General features: G+C 48.2%; 19 protein-coding genes. 7 read left to right on the top strand and 12 right to left on the bottom strand.

Translation table 11 applies throughout. The features are described 5' to 3' along the window. Positions 1 to 73: 73 nt before the first annotated feature. The 3 genes from ABV409_RS13885 to ABV409_RS13875 are packed head-to-tail and all read left to right on the top strand — an operon-like array spanning position 74 to position 2,697. Positions 74 to 1,501 (top strand): amidohydrolase, encoded by a 1,428-nt coding sequence (locus ABV409_RS13885; RefSeq protein WP_353878222.1) that lies wholly within the window; start codon positions 74 to 76, stop codon positions 1,499 to 1,501. 56 nt (positions 1,502 to 1,557) lie between these two features. After that, positions 1,558 to 2,052, top strand: coding sequence for an RNA polymerase sigma factor (locus tag ABV409_RS13880; RefSeq protein WP_353878221.1), 495 nt, complete (start codon positions 1,558 to 1,560; stop codon positions 2,050 to 2,052). Positions 2,053 to 2,058: 6 nt separating this feature from the next. Then, on the top strand, positions 2,059 to 2,697 hold the full coding sequence (locus ABV409_RS13875; RefSeq protein WP_425590010.1) for a DUF8845 family protein: 639 nt from the start codon (positions 2,059 to 2,061) through the stop codon (positions 2,695 to 2,697). Here the strand turns inward: ABV409_RS13875 and ABV409_RS13870 are convergent. Together ABV409_RS13870 and ABV409_RS13865 are read right to left on the bottom strand one after the other, a co-directional pair. After that, positions 2,694 to 3,497, bottom strand: coding sequence for a lysophospholipid acyltransferase family protein (locus ABV409_RS13870; RefSeq protein WP_353878219.1), 804 nt, complete (start codon positions 3,495 to 3,497; stop codon positions 2,694 to 2,696). The genes ABV409_RS13875 and ABV409_RS13870 overlap by 4 nt on opposite strands. A 36-nt stretch (positions 3,498 to 3,533) precedes the next feature. Further along, positions 3,534 to 4,175: an NUDIX hydrolase gene (locus tag ABV409_RS13865; protein WP_353878218.1), complete on the bottom strand. Its 642-nt coding sequence runs from the start codon at positions 4,173 to 4,175 to the stop codon at positions 3,534 to 3,536. Between ABV409_RS13865 and ABV409_RS13860 the strand changes: the two genes are divergently transcribed. Further along, a complete protein-coding gene (locus ABV409_RS13860; protein ID WP_353878217.1) occupies positions 4,174 to 4,890 on the top strand; it encodes a peptidylprolyl isomerase in 717 nt (238 codons plus the stop codon). The genes ABV409_RS13865 and ABV409_RS13860 overlap by 2 nt on opposite strands. A 3-nt stretch (positions 4,891 to 4,893) precedes the next feature. Here ABV409_RS13860 and ABV409_RS13855 read toward each other — a convergent pair whose 3' ends face one another. The 4 genes from ABV409_RS13855 to mnmA are packed head-to-tail and all read right to left on the bottom strand — an operon-like array spanning position 4,894 to position 8,171. Further along, positions 4,894 to 5,502, bottom strand: coding sequence for a trimeric intracellular cation channel family protein (locus tag ABV409_RS13855; RefSeq protein WP_353878216.1), 609 nt, complete (start codon positions 5,500 to 5,502; stop codon positions 4,894 to 4,896). Positions 5,503 to 5,520: 18 nt separating this feature from the next. Continuing rightward, entirely contained in the window at positions 5,521 to 5,994 is a 474-nt protein-coding gene (locus ABV409_RS13850) for a hypothetical protein (RefSeq protein ID WP_353878215.1), read from the bottom strand. Between the two features lie 42 nt (positions 5,995 to 6,036). Then, positions 6,037 to 6,975 carry an NAD(P)H-dependent flavin oxidoreductase gene (locus ABV409_RS13845; RefSeq protein ID WP_353878214.1) on the bottom strand — a complete coding sequence of 313 codons (939 nt, stop codon included), beginning with the start codon at positions 6,973 to 6,975 and terminating at the stop codon, positions 6,037 to 6,039. Between the two features lie 2 nt (positions 6,976 to 6,977). After that, the gene (gene mnmA / locus ABV409_RS13840) at positions 6,978 to 8,171 is read right to left on the bottom strand and encodes a tRNA 2-thiouridine(34) synthase MnmA (RefSeq protein WP_353878213.1); all 1,194 of its coding nucleotides are present in this window, start codon (positions 8,169 to 8,171) and stop codon (positions 6,978 to 6,980) included. Between the two features lie 306 nt (positions 8,172 to 8,477). Between mnmA and ABV409_RS13835 the strand changes: the two genes are divergently transcribed. Then, positions 8,478 to 9,869 carry a fasciclin domain-containing protein gene (locus tag ABV409_RS13835; protein WP_353878212.1) on the top strand — a complete coding sequence of 464 codons (1,392 nt, stop codon included), beginning with the start codon at positions 8,478 to 8,480 and terminating at the stop codon, positions 9,867 to 9,869. A gap of 293 nt (positions 9,870 to 10,162) precedes the next feature. On the opposite strand, the gene ABV409_RS13830 is transcribed toward ABV409_RS13835, so the two are convergent. The 5 genes from ABV409_RS13830 to ABV409_RS13810 form a co-directional block, all read right to left on the bottom strand. Continuing rightward, entirely contained in the window at positions 10,163 to 12,055 is a 1,893-nt protein-coding gene (locus ABV409_RS13830; RefSeq protein WP_353878211.1) for an SP85-like N-terminal domain-containing protein, read from the bottom strand. A 168-nt stretch (positions 12,056 to 12,223) separates the two neighbouring features. Then, positions 12,224 to 12,787, bottom strand: coding sequence for a DUF6515 family protein (locus ABV409_RS13825; RefSeq protein ID WP_353878209.1), 564 nt, complete (start codon positions 12,785 to 12,787; stop codon positions 12,224 to 12,226). A 55-nt stretch (positions 12,788 to 12,842) separates the two neighbouring features. Next, positions 12,843 to 14,708, bottom strand: a complete 1,866-nt coding sequence (yidC, locus tag ABV409_RS13820; protein ID WP_353878208.1) for a membrane protein insertase YidC — start codon at positions 14,706 to 14,708, stop codon at positions 12,843 to 12,845. A 64-nt stretch (positions 14,709 to 14,772) separates the two neighbouring features. Then, entirely contained in the window at positions 14,773 to 16,410 is a 1,638-nt protein-coding gene (pyrG, locus tag ABV409_RS13815; protein ID WP_353878207.1) for a CTP synthase, read from the bottom strand. A gap of 55 nt (positions 16,411 to 16,465) precedes the next feature. Further along, complete coding sequence (locus tag ABV409_RS13810) at positions 16,466 to 16,702, bottom strand: DUF3820 family protein (protein ID WP_353878206.1); 237 nt, start codon at positions 16,700 to 16,702, stop codon at positions 16,466 to 16,468. Between the two features lie 43 nt (positions 16,703 to 16,745). Between ABV409_RS13810 and ABV409_RS13805 the strand changes: the two genes are divergently transcribed. Then, the gene (locus ABV409_RS13805) at positions 16,746 to 17,609 is read left to right on the top strand and encodes a hydroxypyruvate isomerase family protein (protein WP_353878205.1); all 864 of its coding nucleotides are present in this window, start codon (positions 16,746 to 16,748) and stop codon (positions 17,607 to 17,609) included. Positions 17,610 to 17,621: 12 nt separating this feature from the next. Further along, on the top strand, positions 17,622 to 19,880 hold the full coding sequence (locus ABV409_RS13800; protein WP_353878204.1) for an aminotransferase class III-fold pyridoxal phosphate-dependent enzyme: 2,259 nt from the start codon (positions 17,622 to 17,624) through the stop codon (positions 19,878 to 19,880). Between the two features lies 1 nt (position 19,881). Here ABV409_RS13800 and ABV409_RS13795 read toward each other — a convergent pair whose 3' ends face one another. Next, positions 19,882 to 20,382, bottom strand: coding sequence for a DUF922 domain-containing protein (locus ABV409_RS13795; protein ID WP_353878203.1), 501 nt, complete (start codon positions 20,380 to 20,382; stop codon positions 19,882 to 19,884). Positions 20,383 to 20,387 lie beyond the last annotated feature (5 nt).

Raw genomic sequence — 20,387 nt, 5'->3', positions numbered from 1 at the left:
ACGATATGCCAGCTAGCATCACAGCCAACGGAAGCTGATTTTAGTATCTTTATCAAAGACCAAAATCAACCTTATGTACCGCATACTTTCCACCCTTTTCGTTTTTTGCTTAATAGCAGGCCCTTCAACGGCCCAAAACAACAAGACGGAGGTCTTGCAGAAACTTGGGGACCAACACGCCAAATATGGTGAGATCGCCCTACAAATATGGGAATTGGCCGAAATGGGTTATCAAGAGGAAAAAAGTTCGGCACTCTTACAACGCACCTTGGCCGATGCCGGTTTCCAAATCGACAGCGGGGTAGCTGACATGCCGACGGCGTTCACGGCATCTTATGGGACCGGGTATCCGGTCATCGCCATTTTAGGGGAATTCGATGCCTTGCCGGGCCTCTCGCAAAATGCCGTTCCTGAAAAACAATCGGCCGGAGGACCGGCAGGACATGCTTGTGGCCACCATCTCTTCGGGACCGCTTCGGCCGCAGCGGCCATTGCGCTGAAAGACTGGATGAAAACCAATACCATAGCGGGTACCATCCGTTTTTACGGTTGCCCTGCCGAAGAAGGCGGTGGTGCCAAGGTTTATATGGCCCGAGAAGGGCTTTTTGATGATGTGGATGTAGCCTTGCATTGGCACCCGAGTTCGGCAAACGCCGCAAGTGCGGCGGCTGCCCTGGCCAATATGAGTGCGAAGTTCCGGTTCCACGGCGTTTCAGCCCACGCCGCAGGCGCTCCCCATATGGGGCGCTCCTCACTGGACGGGGTTGAAGCCATGAACGCCATGGTCAATATGATGCGCGAACATATCCCCCAGGAAGCCCGCATACACTACGTCATTACCGATGGGGGTAAGGCCCCGAACGTGGTGCCTGATTTCGCCGAAGTGTATTACTATGCCCGACACAACCGTCGTGATGTGTTGCGCGGTATTTTCGAACGCATCGTAAAAGCCGGTGAAGGGGCCGCCCTAGGTACTGGGACCACTATGGAATATGAATTGGTCAATGGGGTACACGAACTGCTTCCGAACCTGGTGCTCCAAAAGTTGGTGCATGACAACCTCTCCGAAATCGGGGGCATTTCCTATACGGACGAGGAACGGGAATTCGGGAATAAAATCGCCAAGACCTTAGGGCAACCCGGACTCAATGAGCAACGTGCCTTGGTGGTACAGCCCTACAAAGAACAGGCTAGGGCCTACGGATCGACCGATGTGGGCGATGTGAGTTTCGTCGTACCTACCGTAGGTTTTGGAACCGCCACCTGGGTACCGGGAACCCCGGCACACAGTTGGCAGGCGGTTGCGGCGGGAGGTACCAGTATCGGTACCAAAGGCATGATGGTCGCGGCCAAGACCCTTGTCGCCACGGCCATGGATCTTTTTCAGGACGACTCCTTGATCCAGCAAGCCAAAATCGAATTCGATGAACGACGTGGGGCCGATTTCGTGTATCAACCCCTACTCGGCGACCGACCACCGCCATTGGATTATCGCAAATAAAAGTTGTAACAAAACCACACTTTTGACTACTAATCCATAAACTACCAACCCTGTTTGTGAACAAAGAACTGGAACACCAATTCGTGACCGAACTTGAGAACAATCAAAACATTGTTCACAAGGTTTGTAGTCTCTATACCAATGATAGGGATTCACATAAGGACCTGTTCCAGGAAATTACCATTCAACTTTGGAAGGCCTATCCGAAGTTTCGGGGTGATTCGAAATTCAGCACCTGGATGTACCGGGTCGCTTTGAATACGGCTATTACGTTGTATCGTAAATCAAAAAAGCGCATTCAAACCCAAGATTATGAATCGGTAATTTTCAAAATCAAGGCCGACGAATACGATGACACCCAAGAACGTCAATTGAAATTGATGTATAACGCGGTCAAACAACTAGGGGATATCGACAAAGCCTTGGTTTTTCTTTATTTGGAAGACAAAGACTATTCGGAAATCGCCGAGACCTTAGGTATTACTGAAGTGAATGCCCGGGTCAAGATGAATCGAATTAAAAACAAACTAAGAACCATTCTAAATCCATAAACTATGATGGACGAACTGGAACTCTTAAAGAAAGATTGGCAAAAGCAGGAAGCCCAGCTTCCAAAGCTCAGCTATGAAGAGATTTATAAGATGATTTGGAAAAAATCATCTTCTATGGTCAAATGGATATTCTATATCAGTGTGGCCGAATTCCTGTTTTGGATCGCGATGGCGTTTCTACCACGTACCAGCGAGCAATTGACCGGCAATGGGGCCGAACTGATGAGAGGGGTCGAACTTTCCTTGGAGATTTTAAGTTATCTGATCATCATCTATTTCATATTCAAGTTCTATCAAAATTACAAACAGATTACGGTCACCGATTCGGCACGCAACCTGATGAAAAAAATCATCGTTACTCGTAAAACGGTGATGCAGTATGTCTGGTTCAATTTGATCTTATTCTCGGTAATGATGATCGTGGTCTTCTTTGAGATCGTCATTTTCAATCCGGATGAGGAATTGGCCAGCCGTATCGCCCAAGCCGATCAGACCATAGGGGTTTGGTTCGTCGTAGGGGCCTTGCTTCTTGGAGGCATCTTATTTTTCGCCTTTCTCCTTTGGTTGTTCTATCGACTGATTTACGGTATCCTGCTCAAGCGATTGAATGACAACTACAATGAATTGAAAAAGTTGGAAGTTTAGTAGCGCCATTGCCGCTGCCTGTTTTCCTCTTCATAGGCCAACAGATCTTCTTGCGGGATCACTTTCAAAAAAGAAGGGTGCTGTTCTATGGCATACTCTAATTTTTCCATGATCTGGTCGATCGATTCTTCATCGTAATCAATGTCGAGCGGTTCTTTGATATGCATGGATTGTAAGATCCCTTTTTTCTTGATGTAGAGCCCTTTCTTATCGAATGATCGCCGAAAGCCGTCTATGACCACCGGTACTACTACGGGTTTATAGCGCTTGATGATATGGGCCGTTCCTTTTCGAAGGGGTTTCCAGGGTTTGGTCGTTCCTTGGGGAAACGTGATGACCCAACCATCGTCAAGGGCCGTTCCAATACTGGTGATATCACTCATTTTGACCTGACGGTTCACATCCTTACCATCGGCCCTCCAAGTGCGTTCGATACTGATCGAACCGGCATAGGCCAACAGTTTGGTGAGTAAACTTTTTTTCATGGTCTCCTTTGCCGCTACATAGTAAATGTTGAGTTTCGGAGACCACAGGTAGCCTAGGTTCTTGATGTTGTCTTCCCTCCCACTTAAACTGGCATTGAATACATGGAACATGGCGACTACATCCGCAAAATAGGTCTGATGGTTGCTAACGAACAACACCTTCTTGTCGGGGAGGTTCCGTATCACTTCGGACCCCATGATCTCGAGTTTATTGAACTGTTTATAGCGTTGGTGCGTCATCATGCCCATGACACGAATCAACCATTTCTTTAGGAATAGGTTATGCCCGAACGGGTTGGTCTTGAAAATCCCCATGTGCTGTTTTGAATATCCTAAAATACAAAATCAGGTTTAAAGCGACTTCTTAAATAAATCCCTGATTTCATTCAACATCATGGCCGTAGCTCCCCAAACCACGTAACCATTTAATTTAAAGGCCGGTACCGAAATATTTTGGGCATAGGATGTAGAAAGTTGTTGTGCGATGCGATTGGTATCATCCATGATGTCGACCAAAGGAACCTCGACCAAGGCCTCGACCTCCTCTTGCTGTTTGACAAAAGTCATGGGGCCTTCGGCTATGGCCAAGAAGGGCTGGACCAAAAAATTACTCGGTGGGATGTATACTTGGGTCAATGATTTAAGAACGGTCAATCGCTCTGGGGCGATACCGACCTCTTCATGGGTTTCGCGCAAAGCGGTATGCATCAGATCCCGATCTTCGTTTTCAACCTTACCCCCTGGGAAGCCGATCTGATTCGAATGGACCCCTTGATAGGTCTTTCTTAAAATCAAGAGCAAATTCGTGAACCCATTCGAATCGGCATAGCAAACCGCCATAACCGCGGCTTCTTTGGGTCGGTGTGACGGCTTTGACCGCTTCTCACGCCACGCCTTACGGATTTCGGGCTCCATTTTATAATGCGATTCCTCACCCGGCAATGGCAGATTTTTTACTTTTAAGACCTGTTTGCTAAATTCGTCGAACTTCATGTTTAGAAAACCCTATTTACTTATCGTCATCATCTGTGTGGCCTTTTCGTCCTGCTCAGACCGTAAAACGGCAAAAACAGCGGATCAGGTCGCCGAAACAGAGGCCAAAGATACGATTGAAAAACGGACGGACACCGCAGTCACCCAAGAACCGATCGAAGAGGCTTTTCAACTGACCGAAGCGAATGCCATCGACTTCTTTTTCGATTATGCCAAAAACACCAAGGAAAATCGGGTAAAATTGACCACCAGCATGGGCAGTTTTACCATAGAACTCTACCAAAACGTTCCGTATCACAAGGCGAATTTCATTTATTTGGCCAAAGCGGGGTATTTCGACAACACCATGTTCCACCGGGTGGTCAAGGATTTTATCATTCAAGGGGGCAATGCCGATAATACCGAAACGGCTTCGAAGCGCAGGAAGATAGGACGCTATCTCCTTCCGCCCGACACCCGCAAAGGCCACAAACACCATAGGGGTACGATTTCAATGCCGAGCAGTGAAAGGGACAATCCGCATAAATTGGCCTCACCCTATGAGTTCTTTATCGTTGTTACCCAACCGGGATCATACCACTTGGATGGTGATTACACTCCTTTCGGCCGGGTCATCGACGGTATGGACGTTGTCGACCGCATCAATCAAGTACCGGTCGATCAGGGTGAATGGCCCATGCAAAACGTGTATATCCTAAAAGCGGAAGTGTTGTAGCACCTAGGACTTCCGATAGATATTGGGGAGTTTGATCCCAAAACGAACGGCAACCAAACGCAGGCCGATGACCATTGCGATACCTAACGCATAGGCGATCGGTTGCTCAATCGGCAACTTCAGGAACAAGAAATAACTACTGCCCCCAAGGATACAGGCCGTGGCATAAATTTCCTTTCGGAAAATTACAGGGATTTCATTGCAAAGAATATCACGGATCACCCCTCCGAAACTGGCTGTAATGGTTCCCAACACAATGCACATTACCGGTAACAAGCCGGCATCGATCCCTTTTTCGATCCCCACAAGGGTATAGAGTCCGATACCTATGGTATCAAAAAGAAACAAGGAGGTGCGCAGATACGCCAGTTGTTTCGCAAACAGGACCCCGAATACGACAGTGGCCACAATAGTCACTACGTAGGTCAGATCTTGCATCCAAACCACCGGGGTATTCCCGATCAACATATCCCTGAGGGTTCCCCCACCGATTGCAGTGACAAAGGCGATGATGAGCACGCCGAAAGGATCAAGACGTTTTTCCATGGCGACCAAAACCCCTGATATGGCGAAAGCGATGGTGCCTAAAATATCAACTGCGAAATAAAACATAATCGCCGATTGGGTTTCCTACTCCGTTAGCTGCTTCGATAAAGACAAGGTGTTCAATGCCGGTAATCGCTGATACCGCCATTCCATGGGTAGGGATGTCGTCGCCAACGCTCCGGTATACCATCGTAATTGCCCGTCCTGGGATTTGGCTACCCGTCTTTGTTTGTTTCTCTTATGATTGGTGAAGATATCGATGGTAAATCCTACGGTCGTACCCCCCAATACCGTGGCCAATAGGTCATCGTTGTCCCAGCCACCGGGTCGTTGGCTGGAATCCACGGCTTCCTTGCCCAAACCGATCAGCAAGCTGCCCCCAACAGCACCGGCGAAGGTCCAGAACCGATTGCCGTCCGAAATTTGTTTGGCAATTCCGGCCCCTGCCAGTCCATAAAGATTGCCCCCGACGAAATGCAACATCTTGTCGCGTTCGATCTGGGCGATCATTCCTTGCATGCACAGCAAAAAAACCAAAGTGAGGACCCGTTTTTTCATTACCGACAAATGTAAAAAACCTGGAGAAAGGTGCAAGTACGATCAGTGCAGTTCATCGATCGCTTGGTAATAGCCCGCCATTAACTCGTCAATAATAGTAGCGGCCGGCTTGATCTTATGGATTAGGGCGGCTACCTGTCCGATTTCCAGTTCACCTTCTTCCAAGTCTCCTTCGAACATGCCTTTTTTGGCCCTTGCACGCCCCAAAACCGCTTTCAGTTCATCGGTCGAGGCACCGCGATCATAGGCCGCCATGACCTGCTCGTAAAACTTGTTCTTCAAAAGGCGGACAGGGGCCAGCTCTTTAAGGGTCAATTGGGTCGCTCCTTCACCGGCTTCTATAACGGCATTTTTAAAAGCGAGATGGGAAGAGGCTTCTTCACTGGCCACGAATCGACTGCCGACCTGTACCCCATCGGCACCCAGCACCATGGCCGCCAACACCTGTTTTCCTGTCGCGATACCTCCAGCGGCGATCAGAGGCAATCGGACGGCCTCGCGAACAGCGGGCAATAAAACAAAGGTCGTGGTCTCATCCCTTCCATTGTGACCGCCGGCCTCGAAACCTTCAGCGACAATAGCATCTACGCCAGCGGCCTCGGCTTTTTGGGCAAATTTGACACTGCTGACCACATGAACTACGGTGATGCCCTTTTTTTTAAGGAATGGGGTCCATGTCTTCGGATTTCCCGCCGAAGTAAAGACGATCTTTACATTTTCATCAACGATGATCTGCATCAAGCGGTCGATGTCAGGGTACAACATGGGTACGTTGACCCCAAAAGGCTTGGTTGTAGCCTCCTTGCATTTTTTGATATGCTCCAAGAGTACTTCAGGGTACATACTTCCCGCCCCCAAAAGGCCTAAACCTCCGGCATTAGAGACTGCGGATGCCAATTTCCATCCACTAGCCCAAATCATCCCAGCTTGGATGATCGGATGTTGGATATTAAAAAGTCGGGTTATCCTATTTTGTTCCATTCTTACGCAATTACCCCAGAACCGATCAATTCATCTTCCTGATACCACGCGACGAATTGTCCTTCCGTAATGGCTGATTGTCGCTTTTCAAAATCGACATACATTCCTCCGGAAACCTTGTATAAAGTGGCCTCTTGCAATTCTTGTCGGTAGCGGATCCGTGCTTTGACTTTCATAATCCCATCCAATGGAAGTCGCATATCTTCGCGTACCCAATGCAACTCGGCATCCTTGACAAAAAGGGTACGTCGGTACAATCCGGGATGCGATTTGCCCTGTCCTGTGTAAATAACATTTTCGTTGACATCGGTTTCCAGAACGAAAAGCGGTTCCTTGGTTCCGCCGACGTCCAATCCTTTTCGCTGTCCCTTGGTAAAGTAATGCGCCCCTTGGTGCTCACCTACGACCCGACCATCGGTCACCAAGTACCGCGGTTTCTCGGCATGATAACTCAATTCGTCCAATTTCGTTTCAAACTCGTTACGCACCGCTTGGAACTGTTCGGCGTCGGAAGGAATCTCTACGATTACACCTTTCTTCGGTTTCAATTTTTGTTGTAAGAATTCGGGCAGGCGTACCTTTCCGATAAAACACAGGCCTTGCGAATCTTTTTTATCTGCCGTTATCAATCCATTGGCCGCGGCGATTTCACGCACTTGGGGTTTGGTCAGCTCCCCGATCGGAAACAAGGTTTTGGCAAGTTGCCCTTGTGAGAGTTGGCATAAAAAGTAGGATTGGTCTTTGTTTCCATCACGCCCGGCTAAAAGACGGTGTACCGGGTTACCTTCCGCATCGGTCACGGTATCCTTGCGACAATAATGACCTGTCGCCACGTAGTCGGCACCCAATTGCAATGCGATGTTCAAAAACACATCGAATTTGATCTCACGGTTGCAAAGTACATCTGGATTTGGGGTGCGCCCCATTTCATATTCATTGAACATATAGTCAACGATACGCTCTTTATACTCTTTACTCAAATCGATGGTTTGAAAGGGTATGCCCAGCTTTTCGGCTACGATCAATGCGTCGTTGCTATCTTCGAGCCAAGGACATTCTTCGGAAATGGTCACGGAATCATCATGCCAATTCTTCATGAAAAGACCGATGACCTCATAGCCCGCTTCTTTCAGTAAATAAGCTGCCACACTGGAATCAACACCTCCCGAAAGTCCAACTACTACTTTTTCTCCCATAGCATTAAAAATCACTGCAAAAATACAAATTCCATTTCGCAACACCATTGGGGTCTTTGGCCGCAAAGCACACACAATCAAGTCACTATCCTGTTCAATCTTTCAAACCAATTGTTAAACATTTATTAATTTTTGTTTAACCAAAGCAACCTTTTATTAAACAAAATATCTTTATGATGTTTTTCATATGAAACTGTATTTCAATTACTTATGTTATTAATCAAGCTAACTCGTTGATTTCCAGACAAACCATTTGATAAAACATTAAACATTTTTGTTAAACAACACTTATTTAAAAACGATTGTATGAAACGATTTTCAAAAATTATGGGATGGTCACTTATGGCGGCCGTAATCTTGTTCACCTCATGTTCCGATGACGATGATTCGAATCCGGACGACACTCCGATGGACACCACTACTATTGTCGACCTCGCATTGGCTACCAATGACCTTAGCATTTTAGTCGAAGCATTGACCGCTGCCAATTTGGTCGAAACCTTACAAGGCGATGGACCTTTTACCGTTTTTGCCCCTACCAATGAGGCATTCACGGCGTTCTTGACAACCAACGGCTTCGCTTCTTTAGATGACATTCCGACCGACGTATTGACCCAGGTGTTGTTGAACCATGTGGTCAGCGGCACGAACACCTCTGGCGACCTGAGCACCGGATATATTTCAAGCCTTTCGACTTCGGGAGTTTCCGGACGTAACTTGAGCTTGTTCGTAGATACGACAAGCGGTGTTGAAATCAATGGGGTGGCTACCGTTTCAACGGCGGATGTTACTGCCGACAACGGAGTCGTTCATATCGTCAACGGCGTTATCGGCTTGCCAACCATTGTTGACCATGCCTTGGCCAATCCAGCGCTTTCTTCTTTGGTAGGTGCACTTACTGATGGAGGCAACACCACCTTTACCTCGTTGTTGTCAAGTCCGTTGACCGATTTTACCGTATTCGCTCCGGTCAATGATGCCTTTACCGCCTTTACTAACCCGAACGGGAACGATATCAATAACGTGCTTTCGAATCACGTCATTTCAGGAGTTGCCGCCTTTTCCGATGGACTATCAAACAGCTATGTGAATACCTTAGGCACTAATGCCGATGGTGATTTCTTAAGCCAGTATATCAATGTAGACGATGGGGTCACCATTAACGGGTCTAGTAATGTCGTGATTGCCGACGTGGTCGCTACCAATGGTGTCGTTCATGCGGTCGATGCCGTTATCGATTTGCCAAGCGTTGTTACCTTCGCCGTTGCCGATCCCACATTCGCTCCATTGGTCACTGCATTGACCGAGGGCACCCCTGCAACCGATTTCGTCAGTGTATTGAGCGGGGCCGGACCATTTACCGTTTTCGCTCCGACCGATATGGCGTTCAGTAATTTGTTGACCGCCCTGTCCGTAGAAATGGTTACCGATATTGATGAAGCGACCTTAACTGCCGTTTTGAACCACCACGTGGTTTCCGGTAATGTGCGTTCTGGGGATTTGACCGATGGAATTTCACCTGCCACCTTGGAAGGTGATGCCATTACGATCAACTTGCCAGGTACCGATCCGAATATCGCCGATGTTACCGATGGAGCCGGAAATATGGGTATCGGAATTATCGCTGTCGATGTTCAAGCGAACAATGGGGTCATCCATGTGTTGAACCAGGTGATGCTTCCTGATACGGAAAATTAGACCGTACCAATTCAAATTAAAAAGGCCTCCAACGTGGAGGCCTTTTCTTTTTTCGAAAGATTTTTCTTGTTAAATAGTGCATTTCATCGATGATTTGGGAGCTCCTGTTTTTACAGGCCTTTACCGTTCGTCGATGACACATCAAAAGAGGTTCTTTTTACCATCTAAAATGGGGCAATTGACAACTATTAATTTTTTAGGAACGAATTCGGTGCCATCTTTGAAATCCCGAATCTTTCCAAACGATACCTATAGTGGTAGAAGCTTCCCCGCCCAGGCGGGGAAGTTTTTTTTTACCTCCTAATGATTACTTTTCTGGTAATGGTTTCCCGCTGGGTCGTTATCCGTAATAGATGGACTTCGGTGGCCAGGTGACGCACATCGAATTGTGCACTATGCGTTCCTGGGGAATAGGCTTTCATCGGTTCCTTTTTTACCATTCTTCCACCTAAATCCATAAACTCGACCAACACCTCGCTGGCGTAGGGCATTTCCAATTCCATCGATATCGCTCCTGAGAACGGTTGTTGGTAAACCGTCATTGCAATGCCTTCACCTGCCTTTTCCGTTGGCGGTGGCATCTCCTCATCACCAGGACATTTCCCTTGATGATCCTCAAACGTTCCGCAAGAGGTCTTTGTATTGGTCTCGTTCGTCGAGGCGGTACCTTTGCTACCACCATCCCAGAACATGGTCAATCCGGCAATGGGGGCATCATGGATGAAAAACACTTCCGTACGTGCCGGAATCGTTTCGATACTGTAAATCGGGGCAGCTGCGCCTACACGCACTTCAACATTCGTTACCGCGGTCTCCGTACCGTTCCGTAAGCGGAATTTATACCCCAGTCCATTGCCTTGATCATCGACCAACTTGTTTAAAAAGGTAATCCTAACTTGGGTGTCGTCGCCAAAATAGGGCAAAATAAGTACATCGTCTTCCAAACAAGCGGCATCTATGGGTTTGTCGTCAGCATCTTCAGACCCATACGCGTTAAGGACCAAGGTCGCCGTATACGGGCAGCCATTGTCATCCTGTAAGCTAATCGTCACCGGGCTATCTGCGAGCGTGTATGTACTACCGCTGCGTTCCCAAAAATAATCCGTGTCCGGGCAAATGGTCACTTGGTCCTCCACAGCTTGCGTTTCAGGATAGGTGTTGATGACCAGCGTTGCCTGGTAATCACATCCATTCGCATCCTGTAGGGTCACTATGACCGGGCTATCGGCGGGGTTATACGTCTCGCCGGTCAATGCCCATTGGTATTCCGTATTCGCACAGAGCACGACTTCTTCTTGAACCGGTTCGTGTTCAGGATGTTCCTCAATGATCAAGGTAGCCGAGTAATCGCATCCATTGTCATCTTGAAGGGTAACCGTCACCGGGCTATCGGCCAAGGTGTAGGAGCTGCCGGTACGTTCCCAAAAATAATCGGCACCTGGGCAAATGACCACCTGTTCTTGCGTATCATCGGTACATTGATCGGAACACGCCAGCAAAAAGTTGAAGTCGATGTTCCAGCGCTTTTTATCATCTTCCGGCCCCATAAAACCCCAACCTGAAATTCCAACTGCCTGGGTGTCGGTGTCGAATAAAGCGGCACCCACTCCTTTTTGGGTTCCGTAAATCGCGGTGGTGTCCGTATTGGGATCAGGCCGCTGGCTCACGATAAAGGTCCCTTCTTCCAAACAGTCCCCACCTGTGGCTTCTACGAAACTTTGGGCAGCATCGATGATGTAATAGGTCAATTCGGTCTTATCGGGATTGGAACATCCTTGGTTTTTGAATCCACCTCCGTTTGCGGACCAGGCCTCCCAATCCTTACGGTCTTTTAAAACGATATGCACCGTTAAGGTGCAGCTGCCTTGAACGGTGGTTCCTTGGATCAAAGCCGTACCGTCTTCATACTCCGTCAAGCTAAACCCGCCATGGGAAGCCCCTGAAAAGAAAGGAGATCCATTGACCCCCCACATCTCTTGCCAATAAAAGTTATAATCGATGTCGTCAGAGGCATCACAATAATCGATGTCCGATCCCGAACAGACGGCCAGTACACCTGGCATTTCTTGATGCTGTGCCCATAGGGTCTGTAGGCAACAGATAAGGAAAACCCAAAGGAAGGGTGCTCGTTGGTTTCGATCAATTCGAAAAGCCGGCTTTCTTTTTAGTGTCATTGTTTCTTGCATAGTATCCTATTTTAAGTTGATACCATAGGCATAGGAAATCCATGTTTGGGTAGCCACAAACCAAACAAGGCACACTATTATTTTTTGAGAGTAAGCCGCGAATTGGATGAACCGTAACCGTTCATCGTTGAAAAACCTGAAATTAATGTAATCGGAACGAACCGTTCTTTATTCGAAGTCGTCTAAGGTACCGATGACCTCATAGCCCGCATCCGTTTCCTGATATAAGGTTTCGTAGAGTTCGTAGGCGGTCATGTCTTCCAACAACATGCTTTCGGCCCCTTCGGGAAGTGTATCGATGACCGCACCTTTTGGTGGGGCAACCACTTCGAAACCCTCATCGGATTCTTGGTAAAACACCCCTTCCGAATAGGCATAGGGCACTCCCCTCACTGATAGGCGGAGCATCGCGCCGGTCAACCTCGCGATCCGAAAACCCAAGGGTGGACGGGTCCTTACATACACCCCTCCCCTACGTACGAAGTAGACCCCACGTACGGGACGGTAACTTACATTGCGATACACGATGGTTCGGGTACCTGCCGGTAGGCGTCGTACCGTACGATACCTGTTGCGGCGATTAACGTGCCTGACTTGTCTTCGGGTAATGCGTTTGTTGCCTTTCTTGGTGACCACCACCGTACGCTTGCGGCGCACTACTTGGCTTTCGGCTTCGATGGGAAGGAACAATAGCGCCAGGAAAAAGGGCAATAGGTATTTCAAAACGTTCATAGCTCGGTGTTTTCTTGTTTAGACCACACCTTTCATGAAAGGTTTAACTTGAGCCTTATTTTCTTCTGCCGGAACGCTTTTGGGCCTCGGCCTCTTCCATCATTTCGCGCATCTTTTTTTGAAAGCGGTTTTCCTTTTTGGGCTTCTTTTTGTTTTCCTGTATCTGGGCGTGGATTTTATCCTCATCCAAAATATAGTTCTTGATCGCCAACATGATGAAGATCGTGATCAAATTCGAAATGAAGTAATACAAACTCAACCCACTGGCGTAATTGTTGAAGAAAAACAACATCAACAAGGGTGAAAGATACATGATGAACTTCATGTTCGGCATCCCCGGTTGTTGTTGCATCTGCATCGTTTGCCCTGTGGTCAAGGTCATGTAAAAGAAAATCGCGATCGATGCCAAAATAGGGAACAGACTTACGTGATCGCCATAAAACGGTATCGAAAAAGGTAAATTGAAAATGGTATCATACGAACTCAAATCCTCAGCCCATAAGAAGGACTTTTGCCGTAAAGAGAACGAGGTGGGGAAAAACATGAACAAGGCATAGAATATAGGCAATTGTAAAAGAGCCGGTATACACCCACTCATTGGGCTCACCCCTGCCTTGTTGTACAACTTCATGGTTTCCTGTTGCTTCTTCATGGCGTTGTCCTTGTACTTTTCGTTAAGCTCCGTAATCTCGGGCTTCAAGACTTTCATCTTAGCCTGTGAAAGGTAGGATTTGTAGGTCACCGGTGATAAGGCCAATCGAACAAGGATGGTCATGACGATAATCGCGATACCGTAGGGTAGAAAACCACTTAAAAAGGCGTAAAAGGGCGTGAACACAAAACGATTGATCCATCCGAAAATACCCCAACCGAACGGTATGGAATCCACAAGGCCCAAATCTTGATAATCATCAAGTACCCGGGCATCGGTGGGTCCGTAGTACCAATGCATGTTTTGTGAAAGTTCTCCGGCCTGATAGTCCAAAGTGGTCTTGGTGGTGTAGGCTTTGGTGAACTTGGTCTCTTTACTTTCTTCCTCGACCAGGTTCTCTGAGGTCAAGTCAGCGCTTTTGAAGTGTGTTCCTGTTGCCAATATCGAACTGAAAAAGTGTTGCCGGTACGACAACCAATTGATATCGACCTCGGTCTCTTCATCGAGATCACTATTTTCGGACAGTTTGCTGATTTTGCCCCCGTCATGCTTATAGGTCAAGCGCGTGTACCGGTTTTCGTATTGCACGCTTTTATTGTGCCGGATCCCTTTCAATTGCCATAGAAGATCGACCGGTTTGGAGGCATTCAACACCGAACCCATGTCTTGGGTACGGATGGTAAAATCGACCAAATACTCGTCGGGCTTCATTTCGTATCGATACTCTAAGAAGCGGGTCTCCGATACTTTGGCCTTCATGGAAAGTACTTGGTTGTCACCGTTCTTGGTCAACGAGGGCTCAAAATAGAGGTCGTTGCTGCTCAATACCCGATTATCAGTGGTTGAAAACGAAAGGTCGAAATTGGCATTCCCATCTTTGACCAAATAAATAGGTACGGAATCGTAATCGACGAAGCTTTTCATTTTGGCTTCGACGATCTGCGCCCCTTTGTTCGCGATTTCGAGATAGAGCACTTCATTTTCCAAGATGGTATTGCCTTCCGAAGGTTTGGTGAAAGCGAAGGCCCCAATGGCACTTTGGTATTCGGCTACCGCAGTGGAATCCCGTAAATCCAAAACCGGTTCGGCCACGGGTGTTTCAGGGGTCATTTGCTCTTCCTGGGCGGCGGCATCAAGCTGTTCTTGTTTTGCCTTTTCGGCCTCGAGTTCTTCAGGGGTCGGTTTGGTGATATAAAACCAGAATATGAGGATTCCGAAAATCAGAACGAATCCGATAATGGAATTGACATCCAACTTCTTTTCTTCCATGAACGTGTCTTATCTAAGGTGTATCGTGCCCAAAGGCTCGCAAATATATGTCCAAAAGTGGAGTTTATGCCAAACTGGCATTAGTTTGTTGTAGTTTTTGGGCCAGTACCGCTTTGACGAAACCAACGAACAAAGGATGCGGATTGGCGACCGTACTTTTGTATTCAGGATGGTATTGTACCCCAACGAACCATGGGTGCGACGGCAATTCGACGATCTCGACCAAATCGGTTTCGGTATTGATTCCCGATGCGACCAAGCCGGCCGCTTCCATTTCTTCCCGATAAGCGTTGTTGAACTCGTAACGATGGCGGTGTCTTTCGGCGATTTTCGATTCCCCCTGATACACTTCCTTTACCAAGGAACCGTCGGTCAATTCGCAATCCCAAGCCCCTAAACGCATGGTTCCGCCTTTGTTGGTTACGGATTTCTGCTCTTCCATCAAGTTGATGACCGGATATGGCGTGCGCTCGTCCATCTCGGTCGAATTGGCACCCTCCAAGCCCAGCACGTTTCGGGCGAACTCGATGACCGCCATTTGCATTCCTAGACAGATGCCCAAAAACGGCATGTTGTTTTCACGGGCATAACGCACGGCCAATATCTTACCTTCAATACCCCGCTCCCCGAAGCCCGGGGCAACCAGCAATCCGTCCAAGCCCATCAATTTTTTGTCGATATCGCTTTCCGAAAGGTGTTCGGAATGGATGGATCGCACCTTGACCTTCACTTCATTGGCCGCGCCGGCATGGATGAAGGATTCCAAGATGGATTTATAAGAGTCCTGCAGCTCGACATACTTTCCGATGAGCCCAATGGTCACTTCGCTCTTGGGGTTTTTGTGTTTCTTTAGAAATTCCCGCCAATGCGAAAGATCGGGATCCATGGCGTCCGACAAGGCCAATTTTTTCAGGGCGACCGTATCCAAGCCCTCCTGCTGCATCAAAATCGGCACATCATAAATCGTTGACGCGTCAATGGATTGCACTACGGCTTCCCTGCTTACATTACAGAACAAGGCCAGTTTCTCGCGTTTATCGTTTGAAATATCGTGTTCGGTGCGACAAACGAGAATATCGGCTTTGATCCCACTTTCCATCAGGGTCTTTACCGAGTGCTGGGTGGGTTTGGTCTTTAATTCACCGGCGGCCGACAAAAAGGGCACCAAGGTCAGGTGGATGACGATACCGTTGTTCTCACCCAATTCCCACAGCAATTGCCGTACGGCTTCGATATAGGGTAAGGACTCGATATCACCAACGGTACCTCCGATCTCCGTAATGACGATATCGTAGTCGCCACTTTTACCCAACAATTGGACACGTTCCTTGATCTCATTGGTGATATGGGGTACGACTTGCACGGTCTTACCCAAAAATTCACCCCGTCGTTCTTTTTCGATAACACTTTGGTAGATTCGGCCCGTAGTGACGTTGTTCGCCTGAGAGGTACGAACGTTCAAAAACCGTTCGTAATGCCCGAGATCCAAATCGGTTTCGGCCCCATCATCGGTCACATAGCACTCTCCGTGCTCGTAAGGATTCAACGTACCTGGATCCACATTGATATATGGGTCTAATTTTTGAATGGTGGTCTTGTAGCCCCTGGCTTGAAGTAATTTTGCCAATGAAGCGGCGATAATCCCTTTTCCTAATGAAGATGTTACGCCTCCCGTAACAAAAATATACTTGGTCTCGGCCATGATTGAAGTTGTCGTTACGGGGCGTAAAGGTACGAATTATGGTGGGAAAACCGAGTCAGGGTTTGGGAAAATCTTGCTGTAATTTTCGAATGATGGGCTCCAGCCCGTCCGACTTCAGATCGAGCATCGTCTGAAGGTGTTCGCCCAACCTTCCGGAAGGAAATCCTTTTTGACGGAACCAGACCAGGTAGGCTAACGGAAGATCGACCAAATACCTGCCTTTGTATTTTCCATAGGGCATTCGATAATGGGCCATTTCAAGTAATCGCCTTGGATCCGGTTGCATTTCCATTTCAGTTTCGAAAGTACTATCTTTCTTCAACAAAACAACACCAATGAAACGACGCGATTTTATTGCCACGGCGGCGGTGGGTTCTGCAGCGATGGTTACTACCAACGGTATCGCCCAATCCACGAACGGCCCTAAGGATTTCGATTTGAAGCACAACATCAACCACAGCGTCTGCCAATGGTGTTTCGATGACATCCCGTTGGCCGATTTCTTAAAGGTCTTGAATCAATTGGGCATCAAAGCCATCGATTTGATCGGACCGAAAGATTGGCCGTTGCTCAAAGAACACGACATCCATTGTTCGATGTGCAATGGGGCCGAAATCAGCCTGACCGAAGGGTGGAACGACCCAAAATACCACGAACAGCTCATCGCCAACTATACCGACATTATTCCGCAAGTGGCCGAGGCCGGTTACACCAACCTCATCTGCTTCAGTGGCAACCGCAGGGGTATGAACGATTATGTCGGGCTGCAAAACTGCGTCGATGGCCTATCGAAGATCCTCCCTCTAGCCGAAAAACACGGCGTGGTGATCCAAATGGAACTGTTCAACCAAGTCAACCATCCCGACTACATGTGTGACAATTCCCTTTGGGGGGTAGAGCTCTGCAAGCATCTTGGCAGCGAACACTTCAAACTACTGTTCGATATTTACCACATGCAGATCCAGGAAGGGGACATCATCAGAAGCATACGTAATTACCATCCTTATTTCGGGCATTATCATACGGCTGGGGTTCCCGGGCGCAATGAAATCGATGAAACCCAAGAACTTTATTATCCGGCCATCATGAAAGCTATTCTGGAAACCGGGTTTTCGGGCTATGTGGCCCAAGAGTTCATCGTTACTTGGGACAATAAGATCGACGCCTTGAAAGACGCCTTCCGAAGGTGTGATGTCTAAGCCGACCCTAGCATGAAAACATTCGTTTCGGAAGCCTTTGGGCTCAAGGTCTTGTCGGTCAAGAAAATCAACGGATACGCCAATTGCAACTACAAGGTCGTCGCTGAAAACGGCACCTTTATTTTTAAAACCTATTCCGAACAAAGTGGGCAGTTCGATTTGGTCGTTGCTGAAAACGAGCTGCTCTTGCATCTCGTTGGACGCTCCGAATCCATTGGTGATTTTCCTAAACCGGTAGCCTTTATCGATGGCTCCTATGTGAAACGATCGACCATAGCAGGGGAGCACTGTATTTGTCGCATGCTCAGTTTTGTCGAAGGAACCTTTCTGGGCGAGCTTTCACCCACAAAAGAACAGCTGACCTCTTTAGGAACCTTCTTGGCCAAGACCAACGCCGCATTAGTTGATTTTAAGGACTATTGCCTGGAAGCGCGGGTATACCACTGGGACCTTGCGCAATTGCAACGCAACCGACCCTTTCTAAGTGATATCGAAAATCCGCACGACCGGGCCGTCGTCCAATACTTTATGGATCGGTTCGAGCTTGAGGTGGCTCCTCAATTGCCGGGGCTGCGAAAAGCGGTCATCCATAACGATGCCAATGAATGGAACGTACTGGTATCAGGCGATGGCGTAAGTGGACTTATTGATTTCGGAGACGTCGTTTATGCCCCCTTGATCCATGAAGTGGCCATTGCCCTGACCTATATCCTCTATCGGTTCGAAAAGGATCCTTTGCCTCAGGCGATTCCATTTTTAAAGGCTTATCATGCCGAATTGCCCCTCGACGCAAAAGAACTCAAACTCTTGTATTGGCTGATCGCCGCGCGACTGTGCATCAGCCTTTGCAACGCTGCCCATGCCAAAAAGGTCGACCCTGAGAACAACTATGCGATCAGTAGTGAAGCACAAGCCTGGGCGCTACTGAAACATTGGCTGTCCTTGAACCCCAAGGCGGTCGAAGACCGGTTTCTACAGGCCTGTGGCTATACTCTTGAACCCTCTTGGGATTTTGATGCGGCCTTGGAACAAAGGACGAATCTATTAAGCCGAAGTTTGTCCTTGAGTTACCGAAACCCCATTCCGATGGAAGGTGCGGCCTTTCAATACATGTATGATACCGAAGGGAATGCGTTTCTGGATGCCTACAACAACATCCCCCATGTGGGACACTGCCATCCGAAAGTAGTTGAAGCCGGACAGGGGCAAATGGCGCGCTTAAACACGAACACCCGATATGTATACGACCTGTTGGGCACCTACGCGGAACGGCTCTTGTCTAAATTCCCGGAGTCCTTATGCAAGGTGTTCTTCGTGAATTCGGGAAGTGCCGCCAGTGATTTGGCAGTTCGATTGGCCATGGCCCATACCCAACTACCAAACCTAATGGTCATGGAACACGGCTATCATGGCAACACGCAGATCGGTATCGACATCAGCCACTACAAATACAACAATACCAAAGGCCAGGGTCAAAAAGGGCATATCATCAAAGCCATGCTTCCGGATACCTACAAGGGCCGGTATACCGATCAAGATAGTGCAGGACCCAAGTACGCCCAAGATGAACTAGCGAACATCGATCAGGTCGCCGCTTTTATTAGTGAACCTATCGTAGGCTGCGGAGGGCAAGTACCCCTGGCCCCTGGATATTTGCAGACGATGTACCCGGCAATACGCGAGCAGGGTGGACTGTGTATCAGTGATGAAGTGCAAACCGGATTTGGGCGATTGGGTACATGGTTCTGGGGTTTCGAGGCCCATGGCGTGGTCCCTGACATCGTGATTCTTGGCAAACCCATGGGCAACGGCCACCCCATCGGCGCCGTGGTCACCACCAAGGCCATCGCGGCCTCCTTCGAAAAGGGAGTGGAGTTCTTCAGCTCTTTTGGGGGCAATCCGGTCTCTTGTGCAATTGGCCTCGCCGTGCTTGATGTCATTGAGGAAGAAGGGTTGCAATTAAACGCGAAAAAAGTGGGCTCCTACTATCAAGAGGCCCTGAACGAACTTAAAGGCCGTCATCCGGTTATCGGGGACGTCAGGGGGGAGGGCTTGTTCTTAGGGGTCGAATTGGTTTTTCCCCACACGAAACAACCCCATACCGCATTGGCACAACAGGTCAAGAACGCCTTACGGCAACAACACATCCTGATCAGTACGGATGGTCCTTATAACAATGTATTGAAGAGCAAGCCGCCGCTTTGTTTTTCAAAAGCGAACGTGGATACGGTCGTGACCGCCTTGGACGGAATTTTGGAAAAATTGGCTTGAATTACTCCTGTTCGCCACTGGGAACGGTTTCTAGGGCTTCCTTAATACGTTGGTTCCATTCCAGTTGTTTTTCCCGATTTCGGGAGAAATCGGTCTCGAAATCATAGCGTTCTTGAAAATCAGCAAGCTCTTTCAGGATTTCCTTGTAAATCTGTCGCACCTCCTTTTTCACATCCTTTGAAAAAGAAGTACGTTTTAGCTTTAACCGCATTTTGCGAGCGAACAACTCGGAAATATCAAAATGCAATTGTTCGTGACTAAGGATCAAATCATTGCAAACTTCGGGTTTATACCAGCTTTCGGTCGGATAAAAGAAGGCGTTGACCTCGAAATCCAAATCGACTTCGTGATGGAGCATATTGGCCGAATAGCGATAACTGATCCCGCTCGCGGTTGTGGCCGCCGGCATCACATTGGGGGGTACCTTGGCACGGAAATCAGACCATTGTAACCGCAGATCGGGCCGCCATTTCACTGATTCCAAGTCTTGGGCGACTGCCATCGTAG

It is taken from the genome of Flagellimonas algarum (assembly GCF_040513375.1).
GTDB lineage: Bacteria > Bacteroidota > Bacteroidia > Flavobacteriales > Flavobacteriaceae > Flagellimonas_B > Flagellimonas_B algarum.
The sequence above is the reverse complement of the archived record's forward strand: the minus strand, read 5'-3'. Positions and strand labels throughout refer to the sequence as shown.

Bases quoted from the DNA above. Each gene is read 5' to 3' on its own strand.
- ABV409_RS13850 (WP_353878215.1), bottom strand. From the start codon at position 5,994: ATGAAAAAACGGGTCCTCACTTTGGTTTTTTTGCTGTGCATGCAAGGA.
- ABV409_RS13885 (WP_353878222.1), top strand. From the start codon at position 74: ATGTACCGCATACTTTCCACCCTTTTCGTTTTTTGCTTAATAGCAGGC.
- ABV409_RS13835 (WP_353878212.1), top strand. From the start codon at position 8,478: ATGAAACGATTTTCAAAAATTATGGGATGGTCACTTATGGCGGCCGTA.
- ABV409_RS13800 (WP_353878204.1), top strand. From the start codon at position 17,622: ATGAAAACATTCGTTTCGGAAGCCTTTGGGCTCAAGGTCTTGTCGGTC.
- ABV409_RS13870 (WP_353878219.1), bottom strand. From the start codon at position 3,497: ATGGGGATTTTCAAGACCAACCCGTTCGGGCATAACCTATTCCTAAAG.
- yidC (WP_353878208.1), bottom strand. From the start codon at position 14,708: ATGGAAGAAAAGAAGTTGGATGTCAATTCCATTATCGGATTCGTTCTG.
- ABV409_RS13865 (WP_353878218.1), bottom strand. From the start codon at position 4,175: ATGAAGTTCGACGAATTTAGCAAACAGGTCTTAAAAGTAAAAAATCTG.
- ABV409_RS13845 (WP_353878214.1), bottom strand. From the start codon at position 6,975: ATGGAACAAAATAGGATAACCCGACTTTTTAATATCCAACATCCGATC.
- ABV409_RS13825 (WP_353878209.1), bottom strand. From the start codon at position 12,787: ATGAACGTTTTGAAATACCTATTGCCCTTTTTCCTGGCGCTATTGTTC.
- ABV409_RS13805 (WP_353878205.1), top strand. From the start codon at position 16,746: ATGAAACGACGCGATTTTATTGCCACGGCGGCGGTGGGTTCTGCAGCG.
- ABV409_RS13860 (WP_353878217.1), top strand. From the start codon at position 4,174: ATGTTTAGAAAACCCTATTTACTTATCGTCATCATCTGTGTGGCCTTT.
- mnmA (WP_353878213.1), bottom strand. From the start codon at position 8,171: ATGGGAGAAAAAGTAGTAGTTGGACTTTCGGGAGGTGTTGATTCCAGT.
- ABV409_RS13830 (WP_353878211.1), bottom strand. From the start codon at position 12,055: ATGCAAGAAACAATGACACTAAAAAGAAAGCCGGCTTTTCGAATTGAT.
- ABV409_RS13855 (WP_353878216.1), bottom strand. From the start codon at position 5,502: ATGTTTTATTTCGCAGTTGATATTTTAGGCACCATCGCTTTCGCCATA.
- pyrG (WP_353878207.1), bottom strand. From the start codon at position 16,410: ATGGCCGAGACCAAGTATATTTTTGTTACGGGAGGCGTAACATCTTCA.
- ABV409_RS13810 (WP_353878206.1), bottom strand. From the start codon at position 16,702: ATGGAAATGCAACCGGATCCAAGGCGATTACTTGAAATGGCCCATTAT.
- ABV409_RS13875 (WP_425590010.1), top strand. From the start codon at position 2,059: ATGGACGAACTGGAACTCTTAAAGAAAGATTGGCAAAAGCAGGAAGCC.
- ABV409_RS13795 (WP_353878203.1), bottom strand. From the start codon at position 20,382: ATGGCAGTCGCCCAAGACTTGGAATCAGTGAAATGGCGGCCCGATCTG.